Here is a 26,405-nt window from a genome sequence, read left to right as displayed (position 1 = left end):
TGATGAAAAACGCAATAAGAAATGTATGTGCGCAGATATTGAGTGCCACTGGTTTCACCTTATTTACCTTAGCTGCTGGCTGTTTCAGTCTTGCAGTCGTACCTGCAGCGCAGGCGGCTGACCTGGTGAAAATAGGTTTTCTGGTGAAGCAGGCTGAAGAACCCTGGTTCCAGGATGAATGGCGTTATGCAGAACAGGCAGCTAAGGAAAAAGGATTTTCCCTGGTGAAAATAGGTGTGGCTAATGGTGAAAAGATGATGGCTGCCATAGACAACCTGGCCGCACAGAAAGCCCAGGGCTTTGTGATTTGCGCACCAGATGTCAAACTGGGTATGGCAGTTGAACGTGCCGCCAAAAGAAATAATCTGAAAGTGATGTCGGTCGATGATCAGCTTGTCGATGGCAGTGGCAAACCGATAGCATCTATCCCGCACATGGGGATCTCGGCCTATGAAATTGGCAAGCAGGTTGGACAGGGCCTGGTAGAAGAAATGAAATCACGTGGTTGGAACATGGCTGAAGTCGGTGCCATGCGCATGGCATTTGATCAGTTACCTACGGCTCGAGAACGTACTCAGGGTGCACTGGATGTTCTGAAGGCTGCGGGTTTTCCGGCTGCCAATATTGTTGACGCAGCACAGGCAAAAACGGATACGGAAAGTGCCTTCAATGCCGCCAATATTGCTTTGACCAAACAAACAAAATTCAAACGATGGTTGGTATTTGGCATGAACGATGAAGCTGTTCTTGGTACAGTGCGTGCAGCCGAGGGCAGGGGCTTGCGTAGTGATGCCGTGATAGGCATAGGCATAGGTGGCAGTAAAACTGCATTGAATGAATTTGCAAAACCTAACCCAACCGGATTTTATGGCACAGTATTGATCAGTCCCAAGCGTCATGGCTATGAAACTTCAGTGAACATGTACAAATGGATAGCAGAAAACAAGAATCCTGCACCAATGATACTGACTACTGGGGTCTTGATGACACGCCGGAATCAGAGTGATGTACGTGCAGAATTCGGACTTTAGGACATAGCCGATCATGTCATCATCTCAGCCCCCATCTCTTCAGATTGAAGATGTGTGTAAATATTTTCCTGGTGTGAAAGCACTCAATGGCGTCAGTTTTGATGCCCATGCAGGTACGGTGCATGGCTTGCTTGGTGAAAATGGCGCAGGCAAATCAACGCTATTGAAAATACTGGGCGGTCAGTACAAACCGGATGGCGGGCGCTTGTTGTTGAATGGACGCCCTTGTCATTTCTCGTCTGCTGGTGATGCCATCGCAGCGGGCATAGCCGTTATTCATCAGGAATTGCAATATGTCCCTGAACTGACGGTGTCAGAAAATCTGTTGTTGGGGCGCTTGCCGCAAAAACTGGGTTTTGTGAACCGGGTTGAAGCACGGCGCCAGGTAAGCCAGCGCCTGCAACAAATGGGTGTGGATCTTGATCCAGATGCCCGGCTCTGCGATTTGTCGATAGCGCAAAGGCAAATGGCAGAAATATGCAAGGCCCTGCTGCAAGATGCACAGGTCATTGCTTTCGACGAACCGACCAGTAGTTTATCTTATCGCGAAAGCGAAATTCTGTTTCGTCTGATACGTGATTTGCGTACAGCAGGTCGCACCATCATCTATATTTCTCACAGACTCGAAGAGTTATACGCCCTATGCGATACCTGCACGATTTTTCGTGATGCCCAAAAAATTGTCACCCATCCTGTGATGGCCGATGTGCCACGCGATGTGCTCATCAACGATATGGTGGGACGTGAGCTCAGCGATATTTACGATTACCGGCCACGCCAACTACAGTCTGAAAGGCTGGTGGTAAAGCAACTGAAAGGCGAGACGCTTAAAGTGGCTCAGAATTTCAGTGTGCGCGGCGGCGAAGTGCTTGGTTTCTTTGGCCTGGTTGGCGCTGGCCGTACTGAGTTGATGAGGCTGTTATATGGCGCAGATAAGAAAGACGCTGGTTGCAGTGTGGTGCTGGATGGTGTCAATGTGCCTGATCGTGGGCCGGCTGCCGCGATCGAGGCAGGCATAGTCTTGTGCCCTGAAGACCGCAAAGAACAAGGCATTCTGGCAGAGGCATCTGTCGCAGAAAACATCAATATCAGTTGTCGCCGCCATGGTCTGCTGGCAGGTCTTTTTTTAAGACATAAGCATGAAGCAGAATTGGCTGATCGCTTTATACAGAGATTAAAAATCAAGACGCCGAATCGCGAACAGGAAATTCGTTTGCTGTCCGGTGGCAATCAGCAAAAAGTCATTCTGGCACGCTGGCTGGCAGAACCGGGTATGAAAGTACTTATCCTGGATGAGCCGACGCGTGGCATAGATGTGGGCGCAAAAAATGAAATCTATCGCATCATTCATGAAGTTGCTGAGCGCGGTTGCTGTGTGATTGTCGTGTCCAGCGAATTACCTGAAATATTGGGCATTTGTGATCGCGTCATCGTCATGCGTGAAGGTCAGATCAGTGGTGAACTTGAGCGCAGTCAGGCGAACGAAGCAGCAGTTTTGCAATTGGCACTGCCGGATTTGCACGCAGCATAATTATTACAGGAATCTTTCATGTCTTCCCTTACTCCTGCACAGACAGATAATGTATCAACAGTTCAGCAAATAAAACCGGGACAAAACAATAGTATGAACAGTAAGAATATTAGGAAGACGACCCGGCACTGGTTGCATGAGCAGAGTATGCCATTGGCATACGCCTTACTTTTTATTGTACTGTCCTTTTCAGTAGAAAATTTTTTCTCAGGTACCAATATTGTCGGATTGATGCTCTCTGTGGCACAGATAGGCATGGTCGCCTGCACCATGATGATGTGTCTTGCTTCACGTGATTTTGATTTATCCATAGGATCGACTATTGCCTTCACTGGCGTGCTGGGCGCGATCATCCTTGAACGTAGCGGCAGTATCACGCTCGCAGTTGGCGGTGGTTTACTGGCGGGCGCACTGATAGGCGCAGGTAATGGAGTATTGATTGCCTATTTGCGGGTGAATGCCCTGATTGCGACACTGGCGACCATGTTGATGGTTCGTGGCCTGGCATTCATTGTTTCAAAAGGCCAGGCGGTGGGGATTTCCAATGAGACTTTCATCAGCTTTGGTGATGGCCGTATTTTTGGTTTACCGTTTCCGGTGCTGGTTGTTGCAGCCTGTTTTTTGATATTTGGTATCCTGCTCAATCACACGGTGTTTGGTAGAAATACCTTGGCTATTGGTGGGAACCCAGATGCCGCACGTCTTGCGGGCATCCGCGTCGAACGCCTGCGTATCTGGATATTTTTGTTGCAAGGACTGGTGACAGCACTGGCAGGACTGATACTCGCATCCCGCATCACCAGCGGGCAACCAAATTCGGCGCAAGGTTTTGAACTGGATGTCATCTCTGCCTGCGTACTGGGTGGTGTGTCCCTGCAAGGTGGAAAAGCCAGAATCACCGGAGTACTGGTCGGTGTTCTGATCATGGGGACGGTAGAGAATGTCATGAACTTGCTGGATGTCGATGCTTTCTATCAGTATCTGATGCGTGGTTTCATTTTGCTGGCAGCGGTATTGCTGGATCAATTAAAAAACCGGTCTGCGAGGAAATCATGAACGAATCATATTTAGTCAATAATAATCAGAAGTGCGAAAGATTGCGTGGCAAGGTCGCCATCATCACTGGTTCCACCTTGGGCATAGGCGCTGCTACAGCACGTCTTTTTGTACAGCAAGGCGCACGTGTCGTACTGAATAGTCACATTCATGATGCCGCTGCTGAGCGTATCTCATCTGAATTGGGCTCCGGGCACAGTCTTTTTGTCCAGGCAGATGTTGCCGATGCTGGTGCCATGCGGGACATGGTCGACAAGACGATTGCAAAATTTGGCAAAGTGGATGTGCTGGTCAACAATGCGGGCATGAACGTATTTGCAGATCCCTTGCAGATGACAGATGAAGAGTGGCAACGTTGTTTTTCTGTCGATCTCGAAGGTGCCTGGAATACTACCCGTGCAGTGCTGCCGTTCATGCTTGAACAGGCTGCTGGCAGCATCATCAATATCGCTTCTGTACATGGACATAAAATTATACCGGGATGTTTCCCATATCCGGTTGCCAAGCATGCCTTGATAGGTCTGACTAAATCACTGGGGATAGAATATGCAGCACGAGGGATACGGGTTAATTCCATATCACCCGGCCTGATAATGACCGAAGCCATACAATCCTGGTTTGCCAGTTGCCCTGACCCGGTGGCCGAGCAACAACGGCAGGCCGCGCTGTTGCCTTGCCGTCGCATAGGAATGCCAGAAGAAGTCGCTTACACGGCAGTTTTTCTGGCCAGCGACGAAGCACGTTTCATCAATGCTACGGATATCCTGATTGATGGAGGGCGCTCGCAGTTGTATCATGATTGATCTTCGTCTTTACTACTGACAGCATGAGCAATAGCAAGCCCGATCGCTTTGTACGCACACACCTGAAAACACGCCATCTGGTGTTATTGGTTGAGTTGGGACGCCATGGTTCAATTTTTCATGCGGCTGAGGCTGCGCATCTGACTCAGCCAGCAGCCTCCAAATTGCTGACAGAACTTGAGTATGCCCTCGGTGTGCAGTTGTTTGAACGCCTGCCACGCGGCATATCACCGACATGGTATGGCGAGATCATGATACGCAGAGCAGGTGCAGCGCTGGCTGAAATGAATGCAGCCCATCAGGAAGTCATGGAGTTGTTGTCAGGTTTAAGCGGTTTTGTCTCGATAGGTTCAGTCATGACACCATCGATGAATCTCATCCCGCGAGCAGTAAGTCTGCTTAAATCCCGCCATAAGCGCTTGCATGTTGCCATACAGGTTGATACCAGCAAAATACTGATACAGCGTTTGCGTGCCGGAGAACTGGACATGGTCATAGGCCGCATTCTCGATTCTGAATCTGCCGCAGAATTGAATTTTGAGCCCTTGACCGACGAGCCTCACAGCCTGATTGCACGCGGCAAGCATGCCCTTGCACAGCGAAAAAAACTGACTCTGAATGATCTTGCGAAAGAGGCCTGGATACTGCCACCAAATGGTAGTATTTTGCGTGATCGCATCACCTCTCTTTTCTTGTCACATGGCCTTGATCAGCCGGCGGAAACGGTAGAAACCTTGTCGTTACCTGTGATCACCAGTTTATTGATGGCCACTGATATGGTGGTTGCTTTGCCGGAAGACCTGATTCGTACCTATCTCGATGCCGAGCTGCTATCCGTGCTGCCATTTGATCTTGGATTGCGTATGGATGCCTATGGTATTGTCACCAGAAAGCAACATCGTTTGTCGCCTGGAGCACAAGCCATGCTTGATATTTTGCGAGAGTTGGCAGTGCAAGATACGGACAAGTAAAGAGCAAGACATTTCAATTATACATTTCCCGCATTTCTTAATGAGGAATTTCGAATGCCTTGTCTGGCCTTACTCTTCAGGCGATGACAAACTCCCATCCAAATTTTTTTAGTGTCTTTTTGATGTATTTTTATCTCTGATATCGCATGTTGCATCGCATGAAATGCCGTGAAAATCTATAATCAGTTTCAATCATTTTTTCATTTTCTCGTCTGAAATGATCAAATTTCTGCTTAAAAACCAATCACTTTCTTGATTCTTTTTTTTATGTGCGTAATTGGATTTCATCATCACTTAAAATCTTTTTCATTGAATCAGCTGGATTGAATGACAGGCCAAAAAAAATGGTCGGATGCAGCTAATAACACAGGCTATACATGGCCGACAAATGGAGGAGACAATTGTGTTGAACAATCGCGGTAAAAAAGAATTTTTTAACCCCAAACTCAAAGGTACTGCCCTGGCTGTACTTTCCGTTATGGCTGCCAATTCAGTCATGGCTCAGGAAGCAAAGAAACCAACGGACACCAAAGAGCAGGCTGATCACGTTGTCGTTGTGTCTGGCACCCGCAAATCAGTAGCCTCCGCAATTGACAGGAAACTGCGTGCGGATACGGTAGCTGATTCCATCGTTGCTGAAGATATTGGGCAGTTCCCGGACAAGAACGTTGGTGAGGCACTGTCGCGTGTGACAGGGGTACAACTGGAACGCTCATTCGGTGAAGGTACCAGTGTTTCCATTCGTGGCGTAGAACCAGATTTGAACCGTATTGAAATCAATGGTGTATCGATACTGAGTACGACTGGTACCGCTGGTCGTGGCGCTGATTTGCGTGAATTGCCCGCAGAATTGATTTCTTCGATAGATGTTATCAAAGGAGTGACAGCCAATATGACTGAGGGCGGTATTGGCGGCTCAGTACAAATTACGACACGCAAGCCACTCGATTTCAAAAAAATGACTGTTGTTGGCAGTGTTGCCGGTGAGCAGGCTCCACAGCGTGGTGGCGTGCAGCCACGTGTCAATCTCTTTATCACCGACAAATTTTTTGATGACCGTCTTGGGTTGATGGCGAATGTTATCTACGACAAGGTCTTGACGCGTGGTGACTTTTCCCGAAATACTTCATGGCGTTACTTCCGTGACTGGGACTTTTCTGCACAAAAAACGGTTCCCAGTATTGATCCGGTATTGGCAGGTGTAGGCTCCAAAGCTGATTGTTCCAACCTGAGCAGCCCTGCCAATGCAACGCAGACGGCAGCTGCTGCTACCGCCGCATTGCAGGCCAGCTGTGTCTCACAATGGAATGACTATTCACCACAGATTGCCCGTTATGGTATCTGGGAACGTGATCATGAAAGAACTTCTGCTGAACTGACGGCGCAATACAAATTCACTGATCGTTTGAACGCCTGGGTAAGCTACCAGACCAATATCCAGAATCAAAAACTCCGGGATTACAACTACGGTACAGACTTCAGTGCGGTTACCCGCTTGTCCAGTACAGGTACTTTGCCCACCTATGCTGCGACCACTGCCGTGCCAACCGGCGGCTCATGCACACCGGTTTCAACAACCACGACACCGTCTGGCATGATCGTGGAAAATCATATCGTTACCCAGTATGTATTGGGTAACTGCCTGGTACCGGGCAGTGCGGCTTCGCCAAACGGTGGGCAGGCAGGCTTTAGCACATCCTTGCGCGATTTTGGTTTGAAAATTGATTCCAAATATACGACAGCTGGCTTTACCTATAAAGGTGAACGTCTGGATGTAGAAGGCCTGGTGTCGTCAGCTAAATCCACGTACAGCAGTGATTCGAATAACCTGATATTGACGCAGAATGCTCCTGGTTTGCAGGTCAATCTTGATTCCTCAGGGTTGCCACGATTTACTTTTCCAACAGGCTATAGTCCTTCGAATCCTAATTCCTATATTTCTGCTCAATTGCAGTACCGCCCTTCAGAAACGATCAACAAAGAAGACCAGCTCAAACTTGATTTTAAATATAAGCTGAAGACTGATTTCTTGTCACGCATCTGGTTTGGTGTACAGTCGCAGCAGGCAAAATCCAGTCAATACAATGGTGGCGGTTACGCTGCAAGTGCAGGCAATGACTTGAACAGCACTGCAGATGACGTGTATGTACAGACAGCAAACATCAATCAGACTTATAGCTACGACCCATTGAATACCACCAATACGGTGCGTGCAACAGTGGGCCCGATAAATCTTACAGATGCGAATGCCTGGACCAAGTCACTCAACGGCTCTGCCATGGCTGCGCTGGCGCAATCTGTATTTTCGACTTCACCTGGTACTTTCTTCAAGGGCTATAGTGGCATCAGCAATGTACCTGCTAACTGGGTTGCTCCATCATTTGCAAATGTTGGTTCAAATTTCGATCTGACGCACTTTAATCATGATTACCTGTATAACGCACCTGGTACCGACGGTAAAATGTATGCACAGATTCCTGCTTATGTTGTCGATGAAAAAGTCAAATCAGTTTATTTACGTGCAGATTTTGATACTGAATTGTTTGGCAAAGATATCTTCGGTAACATCGGTGTCAGATATACACAAACGCGCGATGTCTCTCAGGGCCTGTTCAAACAACAGATCAATGTTGAAAAAACGCCTGGTTCAACTACTTTCAACACGTTTGTTCTGTCGAATTCCATTGTCAGCATAGACAATACTTATTCGAATGTATTGCCTAGCTTTAACGCCGGTGCATGGTTGATACCAAATCAATTCCTGGTACGTGTAGGCTGGGGTAAGGTCATGGCCAGGCCAAGGATACTGGATATCGTTCCGAACGCTACATGTACCAAAAATAGCGGCGCAGCACAGTTTGGTGGCGATGGCACGGATGATTGCACGGCTGGTAATCCTGCCTTGAAGCCATTCCAGGCAAGCAATACAGACCTGAGCCTGGAATATTATCCAAATGCTGATAGTCAGCTCAGCCTGGCAGTGTTCCGCAAGAACATCACTGTCGGTAATAGTGTATCGACTAACGTGAAGAATGTGGATCTGTTCAAAGATGGCACTTTGTGGGACGTCAAGATGCCTATCAATTACCCAGGTGCTGTGACACGCGGTATAGAGCTTGCTGGCAGAACAGCGCTGACTTTCTTGCCCGGCTTCTTCAGCGGTTTTGGTATTGATGCCAATTACACCCGCATGAATTTTACCTATGCACCAGGAACAGAGCGTTTGAATCCCCTGGATAACTCGATCTTGCCTTACGCCGGCTTGTCCAAGAATGCCTATAACCTGGGCTTGTGGTACGACAAGGATAAGTTCAATGCGCGCCTTGCCTATCATTATCGTGACCGTTACTACACAGGTACCAATGATGTATCTGGTAATCCTAACTTTATTGAAAAAACCGGTTACCTGGATGCGAAATTCCAGTATCGATATAGCCCAAATATTACTATTTCATTCGAAGGCAAGAATTTGACTGATCAGGCAAATATTACGGATGCCGGTGATTTGTCGCGCCCGAATGAGCTGGCATGGTCTGGCCGTCGCTACTTCATCGGTGTATCAATCAAGAATTAATCAGTAAGACTTTTGTTAATCGCAGTATTTGATCCAGCCATGCTAGTGCAGATGGCTGTTTTTTTTCGCACGTCATATTTTCATACTATTTCTCATGACTTCACATGCAAAGTGCGGGATTGTTTTCCTTAGCCTGATATGGACAGTATTAATATCTGTGCCTGGTTTGTCGTTTGCCCAACCTGTTTTTAATAATCCATTAGTCAAAAATCGGGCAGATCCGCAAATATTTTTGCATACAGATGGCTATTATTACTTTACCGCCACAGCGCCAGAATATGATCGTATCGAATTGAGACGCGCACGCAGCATTAATGAACTTGCCACGGCAGATGCCAAAGTCATCTGGCGCAAACACTCTAGCGGCCCCATGAGTCATCACATCTGGGCCCCGGAATTACATTTCATTGATGGGAAGTGGTATGTGTATTTCACTGCTGGCAGGGCTGACGCGATCTGGGATATACGTCTGTATGTACTGGAAAGCAGTGCGGCAAATCCTGTTGACGGCGAGTGGCTGGAGCGGGGACAGCTCAAGACGGGCTGGGAATCATTTTCATTGGACGCAACCACGTTCTCTCATGCTGGCCAACGTTACCTGGTGTGGACGCAGCGTGATCCTGCGCCGGATAAAAAGAATACCAATATCTATCTGGCGAAGATGGAGACACCTTTGTCTATTGCACGGCCAGCGACTTTATTGTCGCGCCCCGATTATGATTGGGAGAAACGTAAATATGAAGTCAATGAAGCACCGGCAGTATTGATCAGAAATGGGCGTATATTCATCACCTATTCAGCCAGCGCCACCGATGAAAACTATTGTATGGGCTTATTGACGGCACCGGCAAACGCAAATTTGCTTGACGCAAAGGTATGGAGCAAATCTTCTCAGCCGGTATTCAAGAGCAATGCTGCAAGTAATCAGTATGGTCCCGGACACAATTCCTTCACGACCACGGCAGATGGTAAAACAGATGTACTGGTTTATCACGCCCGTGATTACCGGGACATCAAGGGTAATGCACTGAATGACCCGAACCGGCATACCCGTGCTCAGACATTCAGCTGGAACGCTGACGGTACGCCAGATTTTGGACAACCTGGTGCACCCATGATTAATCAGGGCAAACTGGCTGCCAAGCCCTTGTTCAGAGATCCCATTATGGATGGAGCTGCAGATCCAGTGTTGGTGCGCAATACCACATTAGGGAAATGGTGGATGTTTTACACCAACCGACGGGCGAATGCTAATGATGTCCCTGGTGTCGCCTGGGTACACGGGACACGTATAGGCATAGCTGAATCAGATGACGAGGGTGCCAACTGGCATTACATAGGTGAGGCAGACATAGCGTTGCCGCCATCCATGGGCGGAATTGAGTCTACTCATTGGGCACCGGATATCATCCGGGCTGATGACGGCACCTACCACATGTTCCTGACTGTGGTATCCGGTATCTTTAATGACTGGAAACATCCGCGCTACATGGTACATCTGCGTAGCCAAGATTTACGTCACTGGCGCAATGCCAGGGTATTGCAGCTTGCTTCTGACAGGGCAATTGATGCTACGGTGCTGCGTTTGCTAGAAGGTGGATATCGCATGTGGTACAACAATGAAGTAGACAAAAAATCTATTTACTATGCCGATAGCACTGATCTTGAAAACTGGATAGACAAAGGCAAGGCTGTCGGTGATCAAAGCGGGGAAGGGCCCAAGGTTTTTTACTGGAAAGAGCAATGGTGGATGATTACTGATGTGTGGCGCGGGCTGGCTGTATATCGTTCAGATGACTTACTGAGCTGGAAGCGTCAGGTGAGCGGTAATCTACTTGAAATACCAGGGCATGGCGAAGATGATGGTGTCATCGGCGGGCATCCTGACGTTGTTGTCAACGGTGACAGGGCATTTTTATTTTATTTTACGCATCCTGGAAAACATGGTGCCGACCAGAAAAAAGATGGCAAGGAACAGCGGCGCAGCTCTTTGCAGGTCGTTGAATTATTACTGATTGAGCAGGGCTTGCAGGCTGACCGTGATGCACCTGCTTATGTCCGTTTATCGAATGATTAACGGCTGAAAAAAAGCAAAATGGGAACCAGGTAACAGGTTCCCATTGCTGAATTTCTGGATCGATTCTGACTTATCTGGACATCACCAATTCGCGCCACTTCGCCTTGTAAGTGAGTAATCCGGGCAGTTCCAGTTTGCTCACGGCACCAGCTTGTGAATCCAGGTCAGGCAACTTTTCCCAGTGATGCAACATCCAGGCCCCGTAAGTGGTGCCACTGGTGTCATTTGACAGCTCGATGTTTTGCTGCGGCCGCAAACTGGCAAGCATTGCTGCCAAGTAGGGATTGTTGGTAAAACTCCCCTCAATAATAATATCGCCTTCTGACCCCAGTTTTTCCAGACAATAATCAGTCATGAGTACGCAATACAGAGTGGCGATAGCATATCTTTCCTGCATGTTTTCTGGTGCTTGCCCTGATATTCTAGCCAATTGTCCAGAAAACGGGCCACCTGATTCGGCAAAGCAGGGCAAGGCAAAGGTATTTTGGCTGATCAGTTTGCGGATATCGGATGGCGTACAAGTCACAGGCTCCTGACCTGCCAGAATAGCAAACTCGCGCCCGCCCATAAAGCGCATGCAAGAAACTGCTTCGCCAAGCACATTGGTATTGGCCAGCATATCGGCATGTTCGTCCAGCCTTTCCTGGTCTGCGCCCAAGGCGGCAGCGATCGTCCAGGTGCCGGTTGATAGAACTGTGCGGTGCTTGTTACTTGAGTTGCTTGCATTTTTCAGATGACGTAACAGAGATGCATTGCTGTCATGTACACCACATATGATCTGGCAATCTGCTGGCAAACCGGTTTCTCTTGCTAATGTGGGACGTATCGTTGCCAGCCTGGACCATGCTTTTTGCATGGGTGGAAAAAGGGAAGCCCATGCCTTTTTCTCCACCAAAGAAGAGTATTTCTGCTGCCCGGTGTCCCACAAGTCCGTATGGCAACCCAGTGAACTGACTTCAGTTGCTGCAACACCAGACAAGCGCCATGCCCAGTACTGTGGATACATCAGTATATGTGAGGCTTTGGCAAATTCCTGTGGGTAGTTGTTTTGCAGCCAGGCCAGTTGACGCCCCAGATTGAGGCCTGCTGGCAAATTAGGAGAATAGCTTTGCTGGTATGGCGGGCGTAGCGGCTGATATTGATGATTATCTTGCTCAGGCAATTCTGATTCGTAGTCCAGAATTGGCAAAACCAGGCCCCTATCGTTTACCAAAGCGGCAGTGGCGCCATGGGTCACAGGAATGATTGCAGACACCCTGGCGATACGGGAGAACTCACCGCATACATGCAGCATCCACGACCATATTCTATCGGTGTCATGATGTGGGTAGATACCTTCGCGGACAATGTTGTTCGGACAGCGTTGCTCGGCCAAAGTATTTGCCTGCGCATCGAGCAGGCTGAGCTTTACATTGGTCTTGCCTATGTCAAGGACGATGCTGGCATTCTGCTTCATTTGCTTTTTTATTTTCTTTGTTTCTTAAGATTCATCAGGCGGGGCAGGGCAATGGTGATCAGCAGCAGGATGCCGACGATGATGGTCATGATAATGCCAGGAATATTTGCTAATGCCATACCGTAATTGACGATGCCCAATGTCAATACAGCCAGGAACACGCCGATAATGGTTCCAGCGCCACCAGCGATGCTGACACCGCCTAAAATCACCATGGTAATGATTTCCAGCTCCCATCCTGTAGCAATATTCGGGCGCGTACTGCCGATACGTCCCGTCAGGAAAAACGCTGCAAGGCCAGCCATGGCACCGGTCAGTGTAAACAGCATGAAGCGGTATTTATCGACCGCCACACCAGAAAACCTGGCGGCAACAGGGTTGTTGCCAATCGCATAAATGCGGCGTCCCCAACTTGTTGCATGTAACAGAATCGCGAACAGTGCAACAAAGAACAACAGGACGATGAATTGTCTGGGAATAAGATCAAAGAAATAGCCCTGGCCCCAGTCGATCAATAATTGCGGATATGAAGTAAATGCCTGGTCGCCAAGAACCACGCTGGCCAGACCGCGAAACAGTGACACGCTGCCTATCGTCACGACGATGGAAGGCAGGGCAAAGCGAGTCACCAGCAAGCCATTCAAACTGCCACAGACCGCACCAGTAAATATGGCGATGAACAATAAAGTGTAAGCTGGGAAACCGAGTGAATTCGCCAGCCCCATGGCAACGGAACACAATGCCAATATGCCGGATACAGAAATATCAATCTCGCGACAGATAATCAGCAAGGCCATGGGCAAGGCGATCAATGCTTTTTCACTGAAATTGAAAGTGCCGTCAGCCAGATTATGCAAGTCAAAAAAATTCGGCAACACCAGGCTGTTGACAATGAAAGCTGCTACAAACAGTATGGTCAGCAGGGTTTCCCAATGGGCGAAGATTTTCTTTAATTGAAAATCTTCGCGGTCGCGTATGGTGTAGCGTGAGCTATTGTTTGATGGTGTCATGGTAGTTGTGTTCACGTACTGCTCCTGATTGCATTTTTTTGCAGCAGTTGCAAAGGCAAAATTTGGCGGCTGCTTTTCTTATTGCTACGCGCATTGATCATGACCGCGGTAAGTATTACAACGCCGGTCAGCGCGCTTTGCCAGAAGGGCGAAATTTTCATGATGGGCAGAGCGTTGTTGATGACTGCCAGGAAAAGTGAGCCCAGTACTGCGCCAGATACTGTACCCGCACCACCGGCGATATTGATACCGCCAATAACGCAGGCTGCAATGACGGTGAATTCAAAGCCATAGGCAATTTCCGTATAGGCCACTGCGTAACGCGCCACCCACAGGTAACCGCACAAGCCAGCCATCAATCCTGACAAGCCATACGTCCAGAACAGGCGGCGCGGGGTAGGGATGCCTATGTAGTTGGCAGCATTTGGTTGATTGCCAATAGCATACAAGTCCCTGCCAAAATGCGTATAGCGGGCGAGATACCACATCACAGCAATAACGACGGCGGCAATCCAGACCAGGTACGTAATCCCCAATAACTGACTGAGCGGGAAGGCGATGAAGCCTGCAGGCATCTGGTGTGACGATACCCAGGCACCACCAGACAATACAAACACCAGGCCGCGATAGACGCTCATGGTGCCCAGCGTTACGACGATAGGCGGCAGACCCAGATAACCTATCAGGTAGCCATTGATCAATCCCAGGCCAAGGCCTATGGCGATTGCCACCAAGATAATCAGTAGTAGAGGCAGATCAGGAAATTTGGAGGCCAGCAAGGCAGACATCATGCCTGACAGCGCCAGATTGGATGCTACTGATAAATCGATGCCACGTGTAATGATGACAAACATCTGAGTCACCGCCAGCATGATCAGCAGAGTACTGTCGGTCAGCAAGTTGGCCAGACTTGAGGCACTGAGAAAAACAGGCGCACGTAGCCCAACAAGGACTATCAGAGAAACGATCATCAATCCCAGCAGAACTTCTCTCTGTTGCAAATACATCAAACGGTTCATGCTATTTCCTCTGCCATTTCCTTTACTATCTCCACTATTGATGCATCACTGCCAGACGCCGCAGCAACTACGCTCTCTGGTGTGGCATGTGCTCTGTCAAATACTTTTTTGATATGCCCTTGATGCATGACGATAACGCGATCAGACATGCCCAATACTTCCGGTAATTCGGATGACACCAGTATCACTGACAATCCGGTTGAAACCAGTTCGCTGATGAAACGGTGCACCGCAGCCTTGGAACCAATATCGATACCCTTGGTTGGCTCGTCCAGGATGATGACTTTGGGTTTGGTTGCCAGCCACTTGCCCAGGATGACTTTTTGCTGGTTGCCACCAGACAGTTCGGCGATCAGTTGCGTCAAATGACTAGCCTTGAGTTCCAGCTGCTCACTATAGTGTCTTGAAATTGACGCTTCTTCACTGCGCCGCCTGCTGAGCAGGAAACCTATGCGGTCAAGGATGGGCAGGGTGATATTTTGCTGTACTGACATGGTCAGATGGCCACCTTGATGTTGCCGGTCTTCCGGAACATAAGCTATGCCATGAGCTATCGCATCTTTGGCTGATTTGATGTCCAATACTTTGCCTTGCAGGCTTACGCTGCCAGTGACGCCACTGCTGAGCCCAAACAGAGCTTGCATGACTTCTGAGCGGCCCGCACCCACCAGACCATAAAAACCCAGGATCTCACCCTTGCGCAAAGAAAAACTGATCTTGTCAAACTCGGTAGGGTGACAAAAATTTTTAACCTCAAGCAGGGTGTCGCCGATGACCACGTCTTGCTTGGGGAAGGTTTGATGGATGGAGCGCCCCACCATGAGAGACACCAGATCCGGTTCAGAGATATCAGCCAGTGCACCTTCAGCAACAAAATGACCATCACGTAAGACGGTATAGCGATCAGCCACGGCATAGATTTCATCAAACTTGTGTGAGATGAAAATCACTGCAGTACCGGCGGCGCGCAATTGCCTGATGATGCGGTACAGCTCTTGAATTTCTCGTTGTGACAGGGATGCGGTAGGTTCATCCATGATGACCACGCGCGCATCTTGCGACAGGGCGCGGGCGATCTCGACAAAGTGGCGCTGCGCCACGCTGAGGTCCTTGACCTTGGCGCGTACCGGCAGCGACACTTCCAGCCTGGCAAACAGTCTTTCAGACTGTGCTTCCATTAATGCCCAATCTACCCGTGCCGGAAAGCCGCACATGGGCTGGCGGCCTATGAAAATATTTTCTGCCACTGTCAATTCGTCAAACATGACGGTTTCCTGATGGACAGCTGTAACGCCCGCCAGCATGGCATCTTGTGGATTGGCGAAGCGAACTTGCTTGCCAGCGATGTGTATGCTGCCACTATCCGGTTGATAAATGCCAGTCAGTGTTTTTACCAAAGTGGATTTGCCTGCACCGTTTTCGCCTATCAGTGCCATGACTTCGCCTGCACGCACATTGAGTGCAACTTCGTGTAATGCAATGATGCCTTGAAAGCGTTTACAAATACCGGTCAATGCCAGAATAGGTGCCGCAGGTGAACCATCCGGGGCGATGGGAAACGGGTTGTGCTCGTTCGTCATTAAGATCATTAATATAAGGCAAGGCAATAATAGAAAAGAAGTCAGTTGCCTGCGTAAAAACTGGCAAGCACAAGCATGTGCTGCAGGTATTAATTTTCACAGGCAACTGATTCTATTTCCAGACAGCCCGTTCAAGCGCATCACGGGCCGGTACTGAACAAGTGTCTTTACTTAAAATATCTTGGAGAATTGCTCTACATTCTCTTTGTTGTAAGTAAAGGGCGGGGCCATCGCTGCTTCACCGTTTGCATCAATCTTGATCGTACCCATGCGGCCTATGGCAAAGCTGCCACCTGCCTTGGCATCTGGATTACCCTTGATAAATTCATTCGCGATATAAGTCGCAGCATAACCAAGATCAATGGGATTCCAGATGGCGAATTCTTTGACAGCACCGCTTTTGACATGTCCCGCCATTTCTGATGGCAAGCCCAGTCCGGTAACGAATACCTTGCCGACCAGTTTTTCATCGACCACGGCCTTGCTGGCAGCGTTGATGCCAACAGTGGAAGGGGAAATAATGACCTTCAGATTTGGATTGCTGCGCAACAGACCTATCGCTTCGCGGTAGCTTTTATCAGACTGGTCATCACCATACACAGTTGCCACCAGTTTAAGCCCGGCAAACTCAGGTTTTTCCAGGCCTTTTTTCATAACGTTAATCCAGATGTTCTGATTGGTCGCCTGGGCAGATGCAGACAAGATGGCGATTTCGCCTTTGCCGCCAGCCGCATTGGATGCCATTTCCAACTGCTTGATCCCTATCAATTCAGCATTGGATGGATTGAGCTGCATCAATCGGCCTTCTGGCGCGATCCCGCTATCGAAAGAGATGACCTTGATGCCGCGTTGCATGGCTTTTTTGGTGATAGGAACCAGCGCATTGGCATCATTTGCTGAAATGGCGATGGCATTGACCTTTTGACTGATCAGCGAGTTGATGATTTCTATCTGGCCTTCAGCACTTGGTGTGGTTGGGCCTGTATAAATAATTTCTACATTGCCGATTTGTTTGGCCGCTTCTTTGGCACCTTCATGTGCAGCATCAAAAAAACCATTACCCAGATTTTTAACAACGATGGCAATTTTTATTTTGTCTGATTTCTGTTCGCAGCCCTGCAAGGCACCCAGCATGCTTAATGCAATTGCTGCCAGTATTACTTTTCTTCTTTTCATCAAACTGTCTCCGTCTGGAACATGCTTGCAGACTCGGCGTCATAAGCATTTGTAAATTTATTTAATATGTCTTTTGCGGGTAATTCTTCCGGTGCCACGGTAATGACTTTGACACCAGACTGCTCAAGCAATTGCACGGCAGAGTCAGACGCGTAATGATCAGTGATGAGGCAAGATACGCGATTCAAACCGCACAGGATGAGGCCAGCTTTTTTGGCGAATTTGGAGCTGTCTGCCAGAACGATCAATTCCTCAGCCTGGCTGATCAAGCGCTTTTCAGCCTGTATCAGGAGAGGATCTACTTCCATCAGGCCCAGCAATGACAAGCCATAAACACTCATGAACATTTTTCCAGCGTAATGATGTTGAGTGATGTCGTTGTCAAAAGGGCTTAGGATGACATTCTGTTCGCGGTACACGCGGCCACCAGGTACGATGATTTCATTTTCACTGGAGACCAGCAGGCGCTCTGCCATCATGAAAGAATTTGTCAGTATCTTGAGCTTCTTATCGACCAGGAACTCAGCCATCATGAAGGTCGTCGTGCCGCCATTGATGATGATGGTTTCGCCATCGCTACACATGTTTGCCGCATAGCGTGCAATTGCCCGCTTTCTGTCGGCATAGCATTTGATATTGTTCTGGAAGGTCTCGCTGGTGAGCGCAATTGATCGTTTTACCTGCTGCAGGTTTTCTGCACCGCCACGCGTGCGGGTAAGCAGATTACGGGCTGCAAGCCAGCTGATATCGCGCCTGACAGTTGCCGGGGATGCGTTGAGCCATGCTACCAGTTGTTGAACGCTTGCTGAATTGTGCTCGGCGAGCAACTTCAGCAAACGCTTACGGCGTTTGTGATTTACCATTTTTGTCTCCGTCTGTTGCCGTCTGCTATTTTTCTTGCGGCATGCTACCAGTCATTATTTCGTCGTAATTTGCTGGCGTATAGCGAGACTAATCACTTAAAAATCGGGCGTCAATCATAAATCGATCAAATAACTGATTATTTTTCAACGTATTAATCTAGCTATGAAAATTTCAATCATCATGCTGACTATTGTGACTTCGATCAGCTTCTTGATTGCTTCTGTATTGACACTCAAAGCTGGCTGTTTTCTACTGACTGCCACTGCCAAAACGGACAAAATGCATCATTTGAGCAAGTGATGTGATTGATCCGCTCAGCTCTTGATCACTCAGAGCTTCAGGCTAATGAATTTGTCATAAAAACACTAATTAATCACGGAGAATGTATGACCTCAACGATGCAAACCGAGCAGAAGAAGCCTATTACTTCACTTTGGGACGATGCATACGCAGCTGGCCTGACTGAGCCAGAATTATTGCTGTATCGCTCAAATCTGCTCGGCTCTGATATGCGCATTACTAACTTTGGTGGTGGCAATACCTCTGCCAAGGTGATGATGCCGGACTATCTGACTGGCGAGCAGGTAGAAGTACTATGGGTAAAAGGTTCTGGCGGTGATCTGGGAAGCATCAAGATGGATGGCTTCTCGACTCTGTACATGGATAAGTTGCACTCCCTGAAAGGGCGTTACCGTGGACTGGCGCTGGAAGATGAAATGGTGGCTTATTTGCCACACTGTACGTTCAACCTGAACCCACGCGCTGCCAGCATCGATACGCCACTGCATGCGTATATCAATCGCAAGCATGTTGATCACATGCACCCTGATTCAGTCATCGCTATTGCGGCCTGTGCCAATAGCAAGGATTTGACACAAAAAATATTCGAAGGCGAGCTGGGCTGGTTGCCATGGCAGCGTCCTGGTTATGACTTGGGCTTGAAACTGGAAGCAGTTTCCCAAACGCAACCAAATCTGAAAGGCATCATCCTCGAAGGCCATGGTCTGTTCACCTGGGGTGATACTGCCAAGTCTTGCTATGAAACCACACTGGCGATCATACAGCGTGCCGAATCATGGCTGGAAGAAAATAGCCGCAAGCCGGCATTTGGTGGTGCCAAATACAGCGCGCTGCCAGCCGCAGAGCGTGCCAGCCTGGTTGCCCGCTTAATGCCTGTATTGCGTGGCAAAATCAGTAAAACAGAATTCAAACTCGGTCACTTTGATGACAGCACCACAGTGCTGGATTTTGTGTGTAGTAGAGACTTGCAGGCACTGGCTGCCTTGGGTACATCTTGCCCTGATCACTTCCTGCGCACCAAGATTCGCCCTTTTGTCATTGATTTTGATCCTTCCAATCCTAACTTTGATCAACTTTTGAGCGGTTTGGATGAAGGTCTGAATCAATATCGCGCAGATTATGTCGCCTACTATGAGCGTTGCAAGCACGACAATAGCCCGGCAGTGCGTGATGCCAACCCGATTATTTATCTGATACCTGGCATAGGCATGCTGTCGTTTGCCAAAGACAAGGCAACTGCCAGGATCGCTGGCGAGTTCTATGTGAATGCCATTAATGTCATGCGCGGTGCGAATGGTGTTGACAGTTATGTTGGTTTGCCAGAGCAGGAAGCCTTTGATATCGAATACTGGTTGCTGGAAGAAGCCAAACTGCAACGCATGCCCAAGCCGAAAAGTCTGGCTGGCCGCATTGCACTGGTGACTGGTGCTGCTGGTGGCATCGGTCAGGCAGTGGCACGCCAGTTACTGCAAGAGGGCGCCTGCGTCATGTTGACAGACATCGATGGCGAGGCATTGAGCCAGGCACATCAGGTCTTGTCCAAAGTGGCTGGTAAAGACAACGTAGCCATCGTCAGTGCCAATATCACCCGTGAAAGCGATGTAGAAGCCATACTGAGCGAAACTTCCCTGCGATTTGGCGGTGTCGATTTGCTGATCTCGAATGCCGGTATTGCATCTTCAGCACCGCTGGATGAAACGACACTGGAAATCTGGGAACGTAACCAGGATATTCTGGTCAAGGGTTACTTCCTAGTCAGCCGCAGCGCATTCCGTATCATGAAGCAACAGCAAATCGGTGGCAGCATGGTGTTTGTGGCCAGCAAAAATGGTCTGGTTGCTTCTGCTGGTGCATCTGCATATTGCACGGCAAAAGCGGCTGAAATCCACCTGGCACGCTGTATCGCCCTCGAAGGTGCGGCCCATGGCATACGCGTCAATGTAGTCAACCCGGATGCAGTGATTCGTGGCTCCCGTATCTGGGATGGCAAATGGAAAGAAGAGCGTGCTGTCTCGAATAAAATCGATGCAGATGATATTGAAGAATTCTACCGTCAGCGCAGCATGCTGAAACTCAGCGTATTGCCGGAAGATATCGCAGAAGCAGTGTACTTCCTGGCCAGCGACAAGTCTGCCAAGAGCACAGGTAACATCATCAACGTAGATGCAGGCAATGCTGCTGCATTCACGCGCTAAAATATAAAAAGTAGATTGACCTGAATCAAATATCTGATTCAGGTCAGCAATGAGACGGAGACATAAGATGGATAAAGTAATTGACCGCGGCCAAGTGGCAGAACATAACGCCAAACTACAACAGAATCTGGATGCCGACTACGCTGCCCTGGGTAGCATTCTGGCCAGACGCGGACAGGATATCGAACAACTGACAGCCAAAGCCCAGACTTTTGCCGTAGCCTTGCCAAGCTGGGGTGTCGGTACCGGTGGTACCCGCTTTGCACGTTTCCCAGGCAAGGGCGAGCCACGCGATGTCATGGAAAAGCTGGAAGACTGTGCTGTCATCCATCAACTGACACAGGCTACACCTACCGTATCCCTGCATTTTCCCTGGGATAAAAGCAGTGATCCTGTTGCCATGCGTGAATTTGCCAGCAAACATGGCTTGGGATTTGATACCGTCAATTCGAACACTTTCCAGGATCAGGCCAATCAGGAACAGACCTATAAATTCGGCAGCCTGACAGCCAATGCCAAAGCCGTGCGCGAGCAGGCGGTAGCACACAATATCGAATGCATAGAATTGGGGCGTGCACTGGGTTCCAAAGGCTTGACCGTATGGGTAGGCGATGGAGCCAATTTCCCGGGCCAGCATAATTTGCGTGGTGCGCTTGAGCGCTATCTCGACAGCATGCGCGACATCTACAAGGCCCTGCCTGCAGACTGGCTGATGTACATCGAGCACAAACTGTTTGAGCCGGCATTTTATGCCACCACGATTGCTGACTGGGGCACTAGCTATGCCTGCGCTAATGAGTTAGGCCCTAAAGCAAAATGTCTGGTTGATCTTGGTCACCATGCACCAAATACCAACATAGAAATGATCGTTGCCCGCCTTGCGCAATTTGGCAAACTGGGTGGCTTCCATTTTAATGACAGCAAGTATGGTGATGACGATCTGGATTCTGGCAGTATCAATCCTTTCCAGCTGTTCCTGATTTTCAATGAGCTGGCCGATGTAGCACAGCGTGACGGTGATACCTTCAAACCATCCTACATGCTGGATCAGTCACATAATGTGACCGATCCTATAGAAAGTCTGATGTCCAGTGCTATCGAAGTACAACGTTCTTTCGTACAGTCTGCACTGGTAGACCGCAAGGCATTGAGCGCATATCAGGAAAACAATGACGTGCTGCTGGCAGCACAAACACTGAAACAGGCTTTCCGCACTGATGTCAGTCCTATCCTGGCTATGGCACGCGCCCGTTCCGGTGCGGCTATTGATCCGGTTGCCTGCTATCGTGCAACTGGCTATCGTGAAAAACAGGCTACACTCCGTCCACCAAAGGCTGGCGCCAGCGGTAGCGGTATAGTCTGATTCAACTCCCTCTGAAGCATATTTGCTGTTGCGCATTTTTGCGTAATGGTGATCTGCTTCAGGGGGATTTTTTCATAGCCATGTCTCCGGATGGAATAGACTTAGCAATAAGCTGATGCCCATTCAGGATAGACGCCTGTTCTCTATTTGTCTGGATTATCATTTTCTATGACCAAGTCTACCTTGCCTGCATTTGCGCTTAATAAATTGCGCACCTGCGTCCTGCTTTCTCTTGCCATGCTATGTGCCGCACCAACAATGGCACAAACCAGGGCAGCAGCGAATTCTCCATCTGTGAAAGAAGTCGTCAAAGCCTTTGCCACACCGCCCGATGATGCACGTCCCATGGTGCGCTGGTGGTGGTTTGGACCATCAGTGGAAAAGAAGCAACTGGAACGCGAAATACTGGACATGAAGGCAGGTGGTTTTGGTGGTTTTGAGATTCAGGCCGTCTACCCCATGGAGCTGGATGATGCGGCCAAAGGTACACACAATTATCCGTATTTGTCGAAGCAATTTCTTGAACACGTCAGTTTTGCCAATGACAAGGCACGTGCCAACAAACTCAGGGTTGATATTACCCTGGGCAGTGGCTGGCCATACGGCGGTCCACATGTCACTGTAGGTGATGCTGCCGGTCGTTTGCGGGTAGCTGTGATTGAGCTGCCAGCCGGTAATGAGAGTTTTGCCTTGCCGGCTATCATGAATGGTGAAAAATTACTGGCCAGCTTCGTGGCCGATGGTACGCCAAAACAGTTGGATAGCAGCAAATTGACTTTATTTGAACCCCAGCTACTGGCAAGTAAAAGTGGCCGTGCAGGCGTCAAGGCTGCAGCCGCTGACCGCGTAGTGGTGTGTTATATCGCCAGCCGTACCGGCCAGCAGGTTAAACGTGCCGCTTTAGGGGCAGAAGGTTTTGTACTTGACCATCTGAGCCGCAACGCCATTGATCATCACCTGAAAACCGTGGCGGAACCACTGTTGAAGGCTTTTGGAAAAAATCCACCATACGCCGTATTTTCTGACAGCCTGGAAGCCTATGGTACCGACTGGACAGATGATTTCCTGGCCGAATTCCAGCGTCGTCGTGGCTATGAGCTGAAACCACATCTGCCAAAAATTGAATCTGGCATTGGTGCGGATGCCGCCGCCATACGGCGTGACTGGGCTTTGACGCAGACCGAACTGGCAAACGAACGTTATCTGGTGCCAGTGAATCAATGGGCCAAAGCCCATGGTACCCGCTTCCGTTCCCAAACCTATGGTGAACCGGCTGTGACCATGTCGAGTAATAAACTGGTTGATTTGCCAGAAGGCGAGGGCTATCAGTTCCGCCAGTTTTCATTTACACGCTGGGCAACATCCGCGGGTCACCTTTATGGCCGCCCCGTCATTTCTGCTGAAACCTGGACCTGGCTGCATTCACCAGCTTTCAGCGCGACACCGCTAGATATGAAAGTCGAAGCTGACCGCATGCTGTTGCAAGGCGTTAATCAGTTCGTTGGCCATGGCTGGCCCTATACACCACCAGGGACGCTGGAACCTGACTATGCATTCTATGCGGCGGCAGTATTCAACACCCATCTGCCATGGTGGAATGTCATGCCTGACGTCAATGGTTATCTGCAAAGAATGAGTTATCTGATGCGTCAGGGGAAACCGGCAAATCAGGTTGCTGTTTTCCTGCCTACGGATGACGTGTACGCGACCCTGTCTTTGGGCAAGGTGTCTGTGTCCGCAGAAATGGGCAAGTATGTGACGCCGGAATTGAGTGCCCAGATACTCGATGCCGGACATAACATTGACTACGTGGATGCTGAATCCGTCATGGAACTGGGCATCAATTATCCCGTTCTGATTTTGCCGCATGTGACCCGGCTGTCACCGGCAGTCGTTGCCAAATTGAGTGATTATGTGCGTGCCGGTGGCAAAATCATTGCGGTTGGCAGCAAACCATCGCTGGCACCAGGCTATTTGAATGCAGCGCGCATCAGTGCAGAAGTGCAAACTGCATCAGATGCCCTGTTTGCCAATCAGGACAAGGTCAGCCTGGTCAGCAGCGACAGTGCCGTGGGCGCCACTTTGAAGGCTGCAGTTCCCGCAGACATGGAGTTGAGTGCTGAAAAAGAAAACATAGGCTTCATCCGTCGACAACTGACTGATTCTGATGTCTATTTCATCGCCAATACCAGCAATCGTGATGTGACCGCGAATGCCGCCTTCCGCAGCAAGTACAAGACCGCTTACTGGTGGAATCCGTATGACGGCAAGATCAGCAATGCCGATGTCAAGCCGACTTTGCGTCTGGCACCATATGAATCACGGGTGCTGGTACTGACCGATACGCCGCAGAATGCACAGCAGGAAGCAAAACTGGCAGATGCCACCACCGTTGTTGATTTAAGTCGTGACTGGAAAGTGCAGTTCAGCGAAAAACCACAGGCGGTCAACATGTCCAGTCTGCGTTCATGGACTGAAGATGAGGCAACGCGCTATTTTTCTGGTATCGCAAGCTATACCAAAGACCTTGAATTGACCGCGGCACAATTAAAGGACAGCAGGCTGACGCTGGATTTCGGTCCGGGGACGCCATTAGAGGTTACACCCAAAGTACCAAGCGGCATGCGTGCCATGCTTGACAGCCCGGTACGGGAGGCTGCGGTCGTTTTCGTCAATGGTCAGCGTGCCGGTTCGGTATGGAAACCGCCTTATCAACTGGATGTCAGCAAATTGCTGCGTGCCGGTAATAACCGTCTTGAGATACAGGTCGCCAACCTGGGATTGAATGCGCTGGCCGGCCATGCCTTACCAGATTATCGCCTGCTGTCTGCCAAGTATGGACAACGATTCGTCCCTCAGGATACGCATCTGATACAGGCTCAACCTGCCGGTATTCTTGGACCAGTCAAATTGATAGGCGCAAAGTTGCAATGAAATTGCTAGCCCGGCGCTGGTTGCGCCATACTGAAATGGTATTTGTCTTGCCTGTGCTTTTGCATCTGGCAGTCGCTGCGGCTTTGATGTCCGTATTGCTATTGACATCGTTTATCGCAGCGGCAAAAGAAATCAGTGCCAGTACCTACGGTGCCAACGGCGATGGCAAGACGCTCAATACCAGCGCTATACAGAGCGCCATTGATGCTGCTGCCAAAGAGGGTGGTACGCTGACTTTTCCGGCGGGCACCTACCTGACCGGTGCCCTGTTCCTTAAAACCGGCGTGACGCTACGCCTGGACAAGGGCGTGACCTTGCTGGGTTCACAAAACATACAGGATTATCCTGTCATGCCTACCCGGGTTGCCGGCATAGAGATGAGCTGGCCAGCAGCGCTGATCAATGTGTATGAACAAAACAAGGTTGCCATCACTGGTGAAGGTGTGATTGACGGTGACGGCAAGGTATTCTGGGAAAGTTACTGGAACCTGCGCAAGGCCTATGAACCACGTGGCCTGAGATGGGCATCGGACTATGACGCTGGTCGCCCTCGCTTGTTACAAATCTATAAGGCATCCGATGTACGTGTGGGTGACGGCTTGCTGTTACGTCGCTCAGGTTTCTGGACTTTGCATATCTGTTACTCGAACAAAGTGGTCGTAGATCGTCTCACCATTCGCAATAACGAAGGCGGACATGGCCCATCCACTGATGGCATAGATATCGATTCATCCAAAGACATTCTGGTCCAGCATGCAGATATTGCCGTCAATGATGATGCGATCGTTTTGAAGGCCGGGCGGGATTCTGATGGCCTGCGGGTCAATCGCCCAACAGAAGATGTTGTCATACGCGATATCACTGTCCGGGAAGCAGTTGCCGGATTGAGTTTTGGTAGCGAGACTTCAGGTGGATTCCGTCGTATTGAAGCATATCGCTTTACGGTAATGAAAGATGTGCCGGTAGGCATACTGTTTAAATCGGCACATACACGTGGTGGTTTTGGCGAAGACCTGAATATCCATGATTTTGTCATGAATGACGTGCCAGTGGTATTGCGCGTGATCATGAACTGGAATCCGCAATACAGCTATGCAAAAATTCCTGATGATGTGAAAGATATCCCGGCTTACTGGAAAGTACTGGTCACGCCGGTACCAGAAAAAGACGGCATATCCAGACTGCGTCGTGTCAATATTTCCGGCATCAAGGCGCGTGGCGCAAAAACCGCCTTTGAAATTGAAGGATACGCGCAAGCGCCGCTTGAAGATTTTAAGCTCAGTAAACTCGATATTGAAGCAAACACCGGTGGTTTTATCCGTTACGTAAAACGCTGGAAAATATCGGATTCCAGGCTGGTTTTTGAAGATGGTAAACCGGTAAATATTTCCGCAGATTCTGAGGTGTCCGGCCTGAGCGTCAATGGTTCCGGGCCTGCAAAATAAGAATGAAGTAAACAACAATA

17 protein-coding genes are annotated in these 26,405 nt (G+C 49.3%); 11 read left to right on the top strand and 6 right to left on the bottom strand.

Features of this window, described 5'->3' with window-relative positions; genetic code table 11:
• Positions 1 to 2: 2 nt before the first annotated feature.
• The 7 genes from ACO0LL_RS06090 to ACO0LL_RS06060 all read left to right on the top strand — a co-directional run bounded on the left by ACO0LL_RS06090 (position 3) and on the right by ACO0LL_RS06060 (position 11,043).
• Positions 3 to 1,031 carry an arabinose ABC transporter substrate-binding protein gene (locus ACO0LL_RS06090; protein WP_422950017.1) on the top strand — a complete coding sequence of 343 codons (1,029 nt, stop codon included), beginning with the start codon at positions 3 to 5 and terminating at the stop codon, positions 1,029 to 1,031.
• 13 nt (positions 1,032 to 1,044) lie between these two features.
• Positions 1,045 to 2,562, top strand: coding sequence for an L-arabinose ABC transporter ATP-binding protein AraG (gene araG / locus ACO0LL_RS06085; protein WP_422949988.1), 1,518 nt, complete (start codon positions 1,045 to 1,047; stop codon positions 2,560 to 2,562).
• An 18-nt stretch (positions 2,563 to 2,580) separates the two neighbouring features.
• Positions 2,581 to 3,618, top strand: a complete 1,038-nt coding sequence (gene araH / locus ACO0LL_RS06080) for an L-arabinose ABC transporter permease AraH (RefSeq protein ID WP_422949987.1) — start codon at positions 2,581 to 2,583, stop codon at positions 3,616 to 3,618.
• Positions 3,615 to 4,421, top strand: coding sequence for an SDR family oxidoreductase (locus tag ACO0LL_RS06075; protein ID WP_422949986.1), 807 nt, complete (start codon positions 3,615 to 3,617; stop codon positions 4,419 to 4,421). Before araH ends, ACO0LL_RS06075 begins: the two co-directional genes overlap by 4 nt.
• Before the next feature lie 23 nt (positions 4,422 to 4,444).
• Positions 4,445 to 5,392 carry a LysR substrate-binding domain-containing protein gene (locus ACO0LL_RS06070; protein ID WP_422949985.1) on the top strand — a complete coding sequence of 316 codons (948 nt, stop codon included), beginning with the start codon at positions 4,445 to 4,447 and terminating at the stop codon, positions 5,390 to 5,392.
• A 403-nt stretch (positions 5,393 to 5,795) separates the two neighbouring features.
• Positions 5,796 to 8,966 carry a TonB-dependent receptor gene (locus tag ACO0LL_RS06065; protein WP_422949984.1) on the top strand — a complete coding sequence of 1,057 codons (3,171 nt, stop codon included), beginning with the start codon at positions 5,796 to 5,798 and terminating at the stop codon, positions 8,964 to 8,966.
• 94 nt (positions 8,967 to 9,060) lie between these two features.
• Positions 9,061 to 11,043 (top strand): family 43 glycosylhydrolase, encoded by a 1,983-nt coding sequence (locus ACO0LL_RS06060; RefSeq protein WP_422949983.1) that lies wholly within the window; start codon positions 9,061 to 9,063, stop codon positions 11,041 to 11,043.
• 70 nt (positions 11,044 to 11,113) lie between these two features.
• Here the strand turns inward: ACO0LL_RS06060 and ACO0LL_RS06055 are convergent, their stop codons facing one another.
• The 6 genes from ACO0LL_RS06055 to ACO0LL_RS06030 all read right to left on the bottom strand — a co-directional run bounded on the left by ACO0LL_RS06055 (position 11,114) and on the right by ACO0LL_RS06030 (position 18,147).
• A complete protein-coding gene (locus tag ACO0LL_RS06055; protein WP_422949982.1) occupies positions 11,114 to 12,499 on the bottom strand; it encodes an FGGY-family carbohydrate kinase in 1,386 nt (461 codons plus the stop codon).
• A gap of 8 nt (positions 12,500 to 12,507) precedes the next feature.
• The gene (locus tag ACO0LL_RS06050) at positions 12,508 to 13,524 is read right to left on the bottom strand and encodes an ABC transporter permease (RefSeq protein WP_422949981.1); all 1,017 of its coding nucleotides are present in this window, start codon (positions 13,522 to 13,524) and stop codon (positions 12,508 to 12,510) included.
• Entirely contained in the window at positions 13,521 to 14,528 is a 1,008-nt protein-coding gene (locus tag ACO0LL_RS06045) for an ABC transporter permease (RefSeq protein WP_422949980.1), read from the bottom strand. The genes ACO0LL_RS06050 and ACO0LL_RS06045 overlap by 4 nt, the downstream gene beginning before the upstream one ends.
• Positions 14,525 to 16,108, bottom strand: coding sequence for a sugar ABC transporter ATP-binding protein (locus ACO0LL_RS06040; protein WP_422949979.1), 1,584 nt, complete (start codon positions 16,106 to 16,108; stop codon positions 14,525 to 14,527). Before ACO0LL_RS06040 ends, ACO0LL_RS06045 begins: the two co-directional genes overlap by 4 nt.
• A gap of 171 nt (positions 16,109 to 16,279) precedes the next feature.
• Positions 16,280 to 17,284 (bottom strand): rhamnose ABC transporter substrate-binding protein, encoded by a 1,005-nt coding sequence (gene rhaS, locus ACO0LL_RS06035; protein ID WP_422949978.1) that lies wholly within the window; start codon positions 17,282 to 17,284, stop codon positions 16,280 to 16,282.
• The gene (locus ACO0LL_RS06030) at positions 17,284 to 18,147 is read right to left on the bottom strand and encodes a DeoR/GlpR family DNA-binding transcription regulator (protein WP_422949977.1); all 864 of its coding nucleotides are present in this window, start codon (positions 18,145 to 18,147) and stop codon (positions 17,284 to 17,286) included. Before ACO0LL_RS06030 ends, rhaS begins: the two co-directional genes overlap by 1 nt.
• 387 nt (positions 18,148 to 18,534) lie before the next feature.
• Here ACO0LL_RS06030 and ACO0LL_RS06025 point away from each other — a divergent pair, with 387 nt between their 5' ends.
• From ACO0LL_RS06025 to ACO0LL_RS06010, 4 genes are all read left to right on the top strand, one after another.
• Complete coding sequence (locus ACO0LL_RS06025) at positions 18,535 to 20,643, top strand: bifunctional rhamnulose-1-phosphate aldolase/short-chain dehydrogenase (protein ID WP_422949976.1); 2,109 nt, start codon at positions 18,535 to 18,537, stop codon at positions 20,641 to 20,643.
• 67 nt (positions 20,644 to 20,710) lie between these two features.
• Positions 20,711 to 22,006 carry an L-rhamnose catabolism isomerase gene (gene rhaI / locus ACO0LL_RS06020; protein WP_422949975.1) on the top strand — a complete coding sequence of 432 codons (1,296 nt, stop codon included), beginning with the start codon at positions 20,711 to 20,713 and terminating at the stop codon, positions 22,004 to 22,006.
• A gap of 168 nt (positions 22,007 to 22,174) precedes the next feature.
• Entirely contained in the window at positions 22,175 to 24,940 is a 2,766-nt protein-coding gene (locus tag ACO0LL_RS06015) for a glycosyl hydrolase (protein WP_422949974.1), read from the top strand.
• Positions 24,937 to 26,385 carry a glycoside hydrolase family 28 protein gene (locus ACO0LL_RS06010; protein WP_422949973.1) on the top strand — a complete coding sequence of 483 codons (1,449 nt, stop codon included), beginning with the start codon at positions 24,937 to 24,939 and terminating at the stop codon, positions 26,383 to 26,385. The genes ACO0LL_RS06015 and ACO0LL_RS06010 overlap by 4 nt, the downstream gene beginning before the upstream one ends.
• The last annotated feature ends 20 nt before the right edge of the window (positions 26,386 to 26,405 follow it).

The organism is Undibacterium sp. TC4M20W, from assembly GCF_049340245.1.
Taxonomy (GTDB): Bacteria; Pseudomonadota; Gammaproteobacteria; order Burkholderiales; family Burkholderiaceae_D; genus Undibacterium.
The sequence above is the reverse complement of the archived record's forward strand: the minus strand, read 5'-3'. Positions and strand labels throughout refer to the sequence as shown.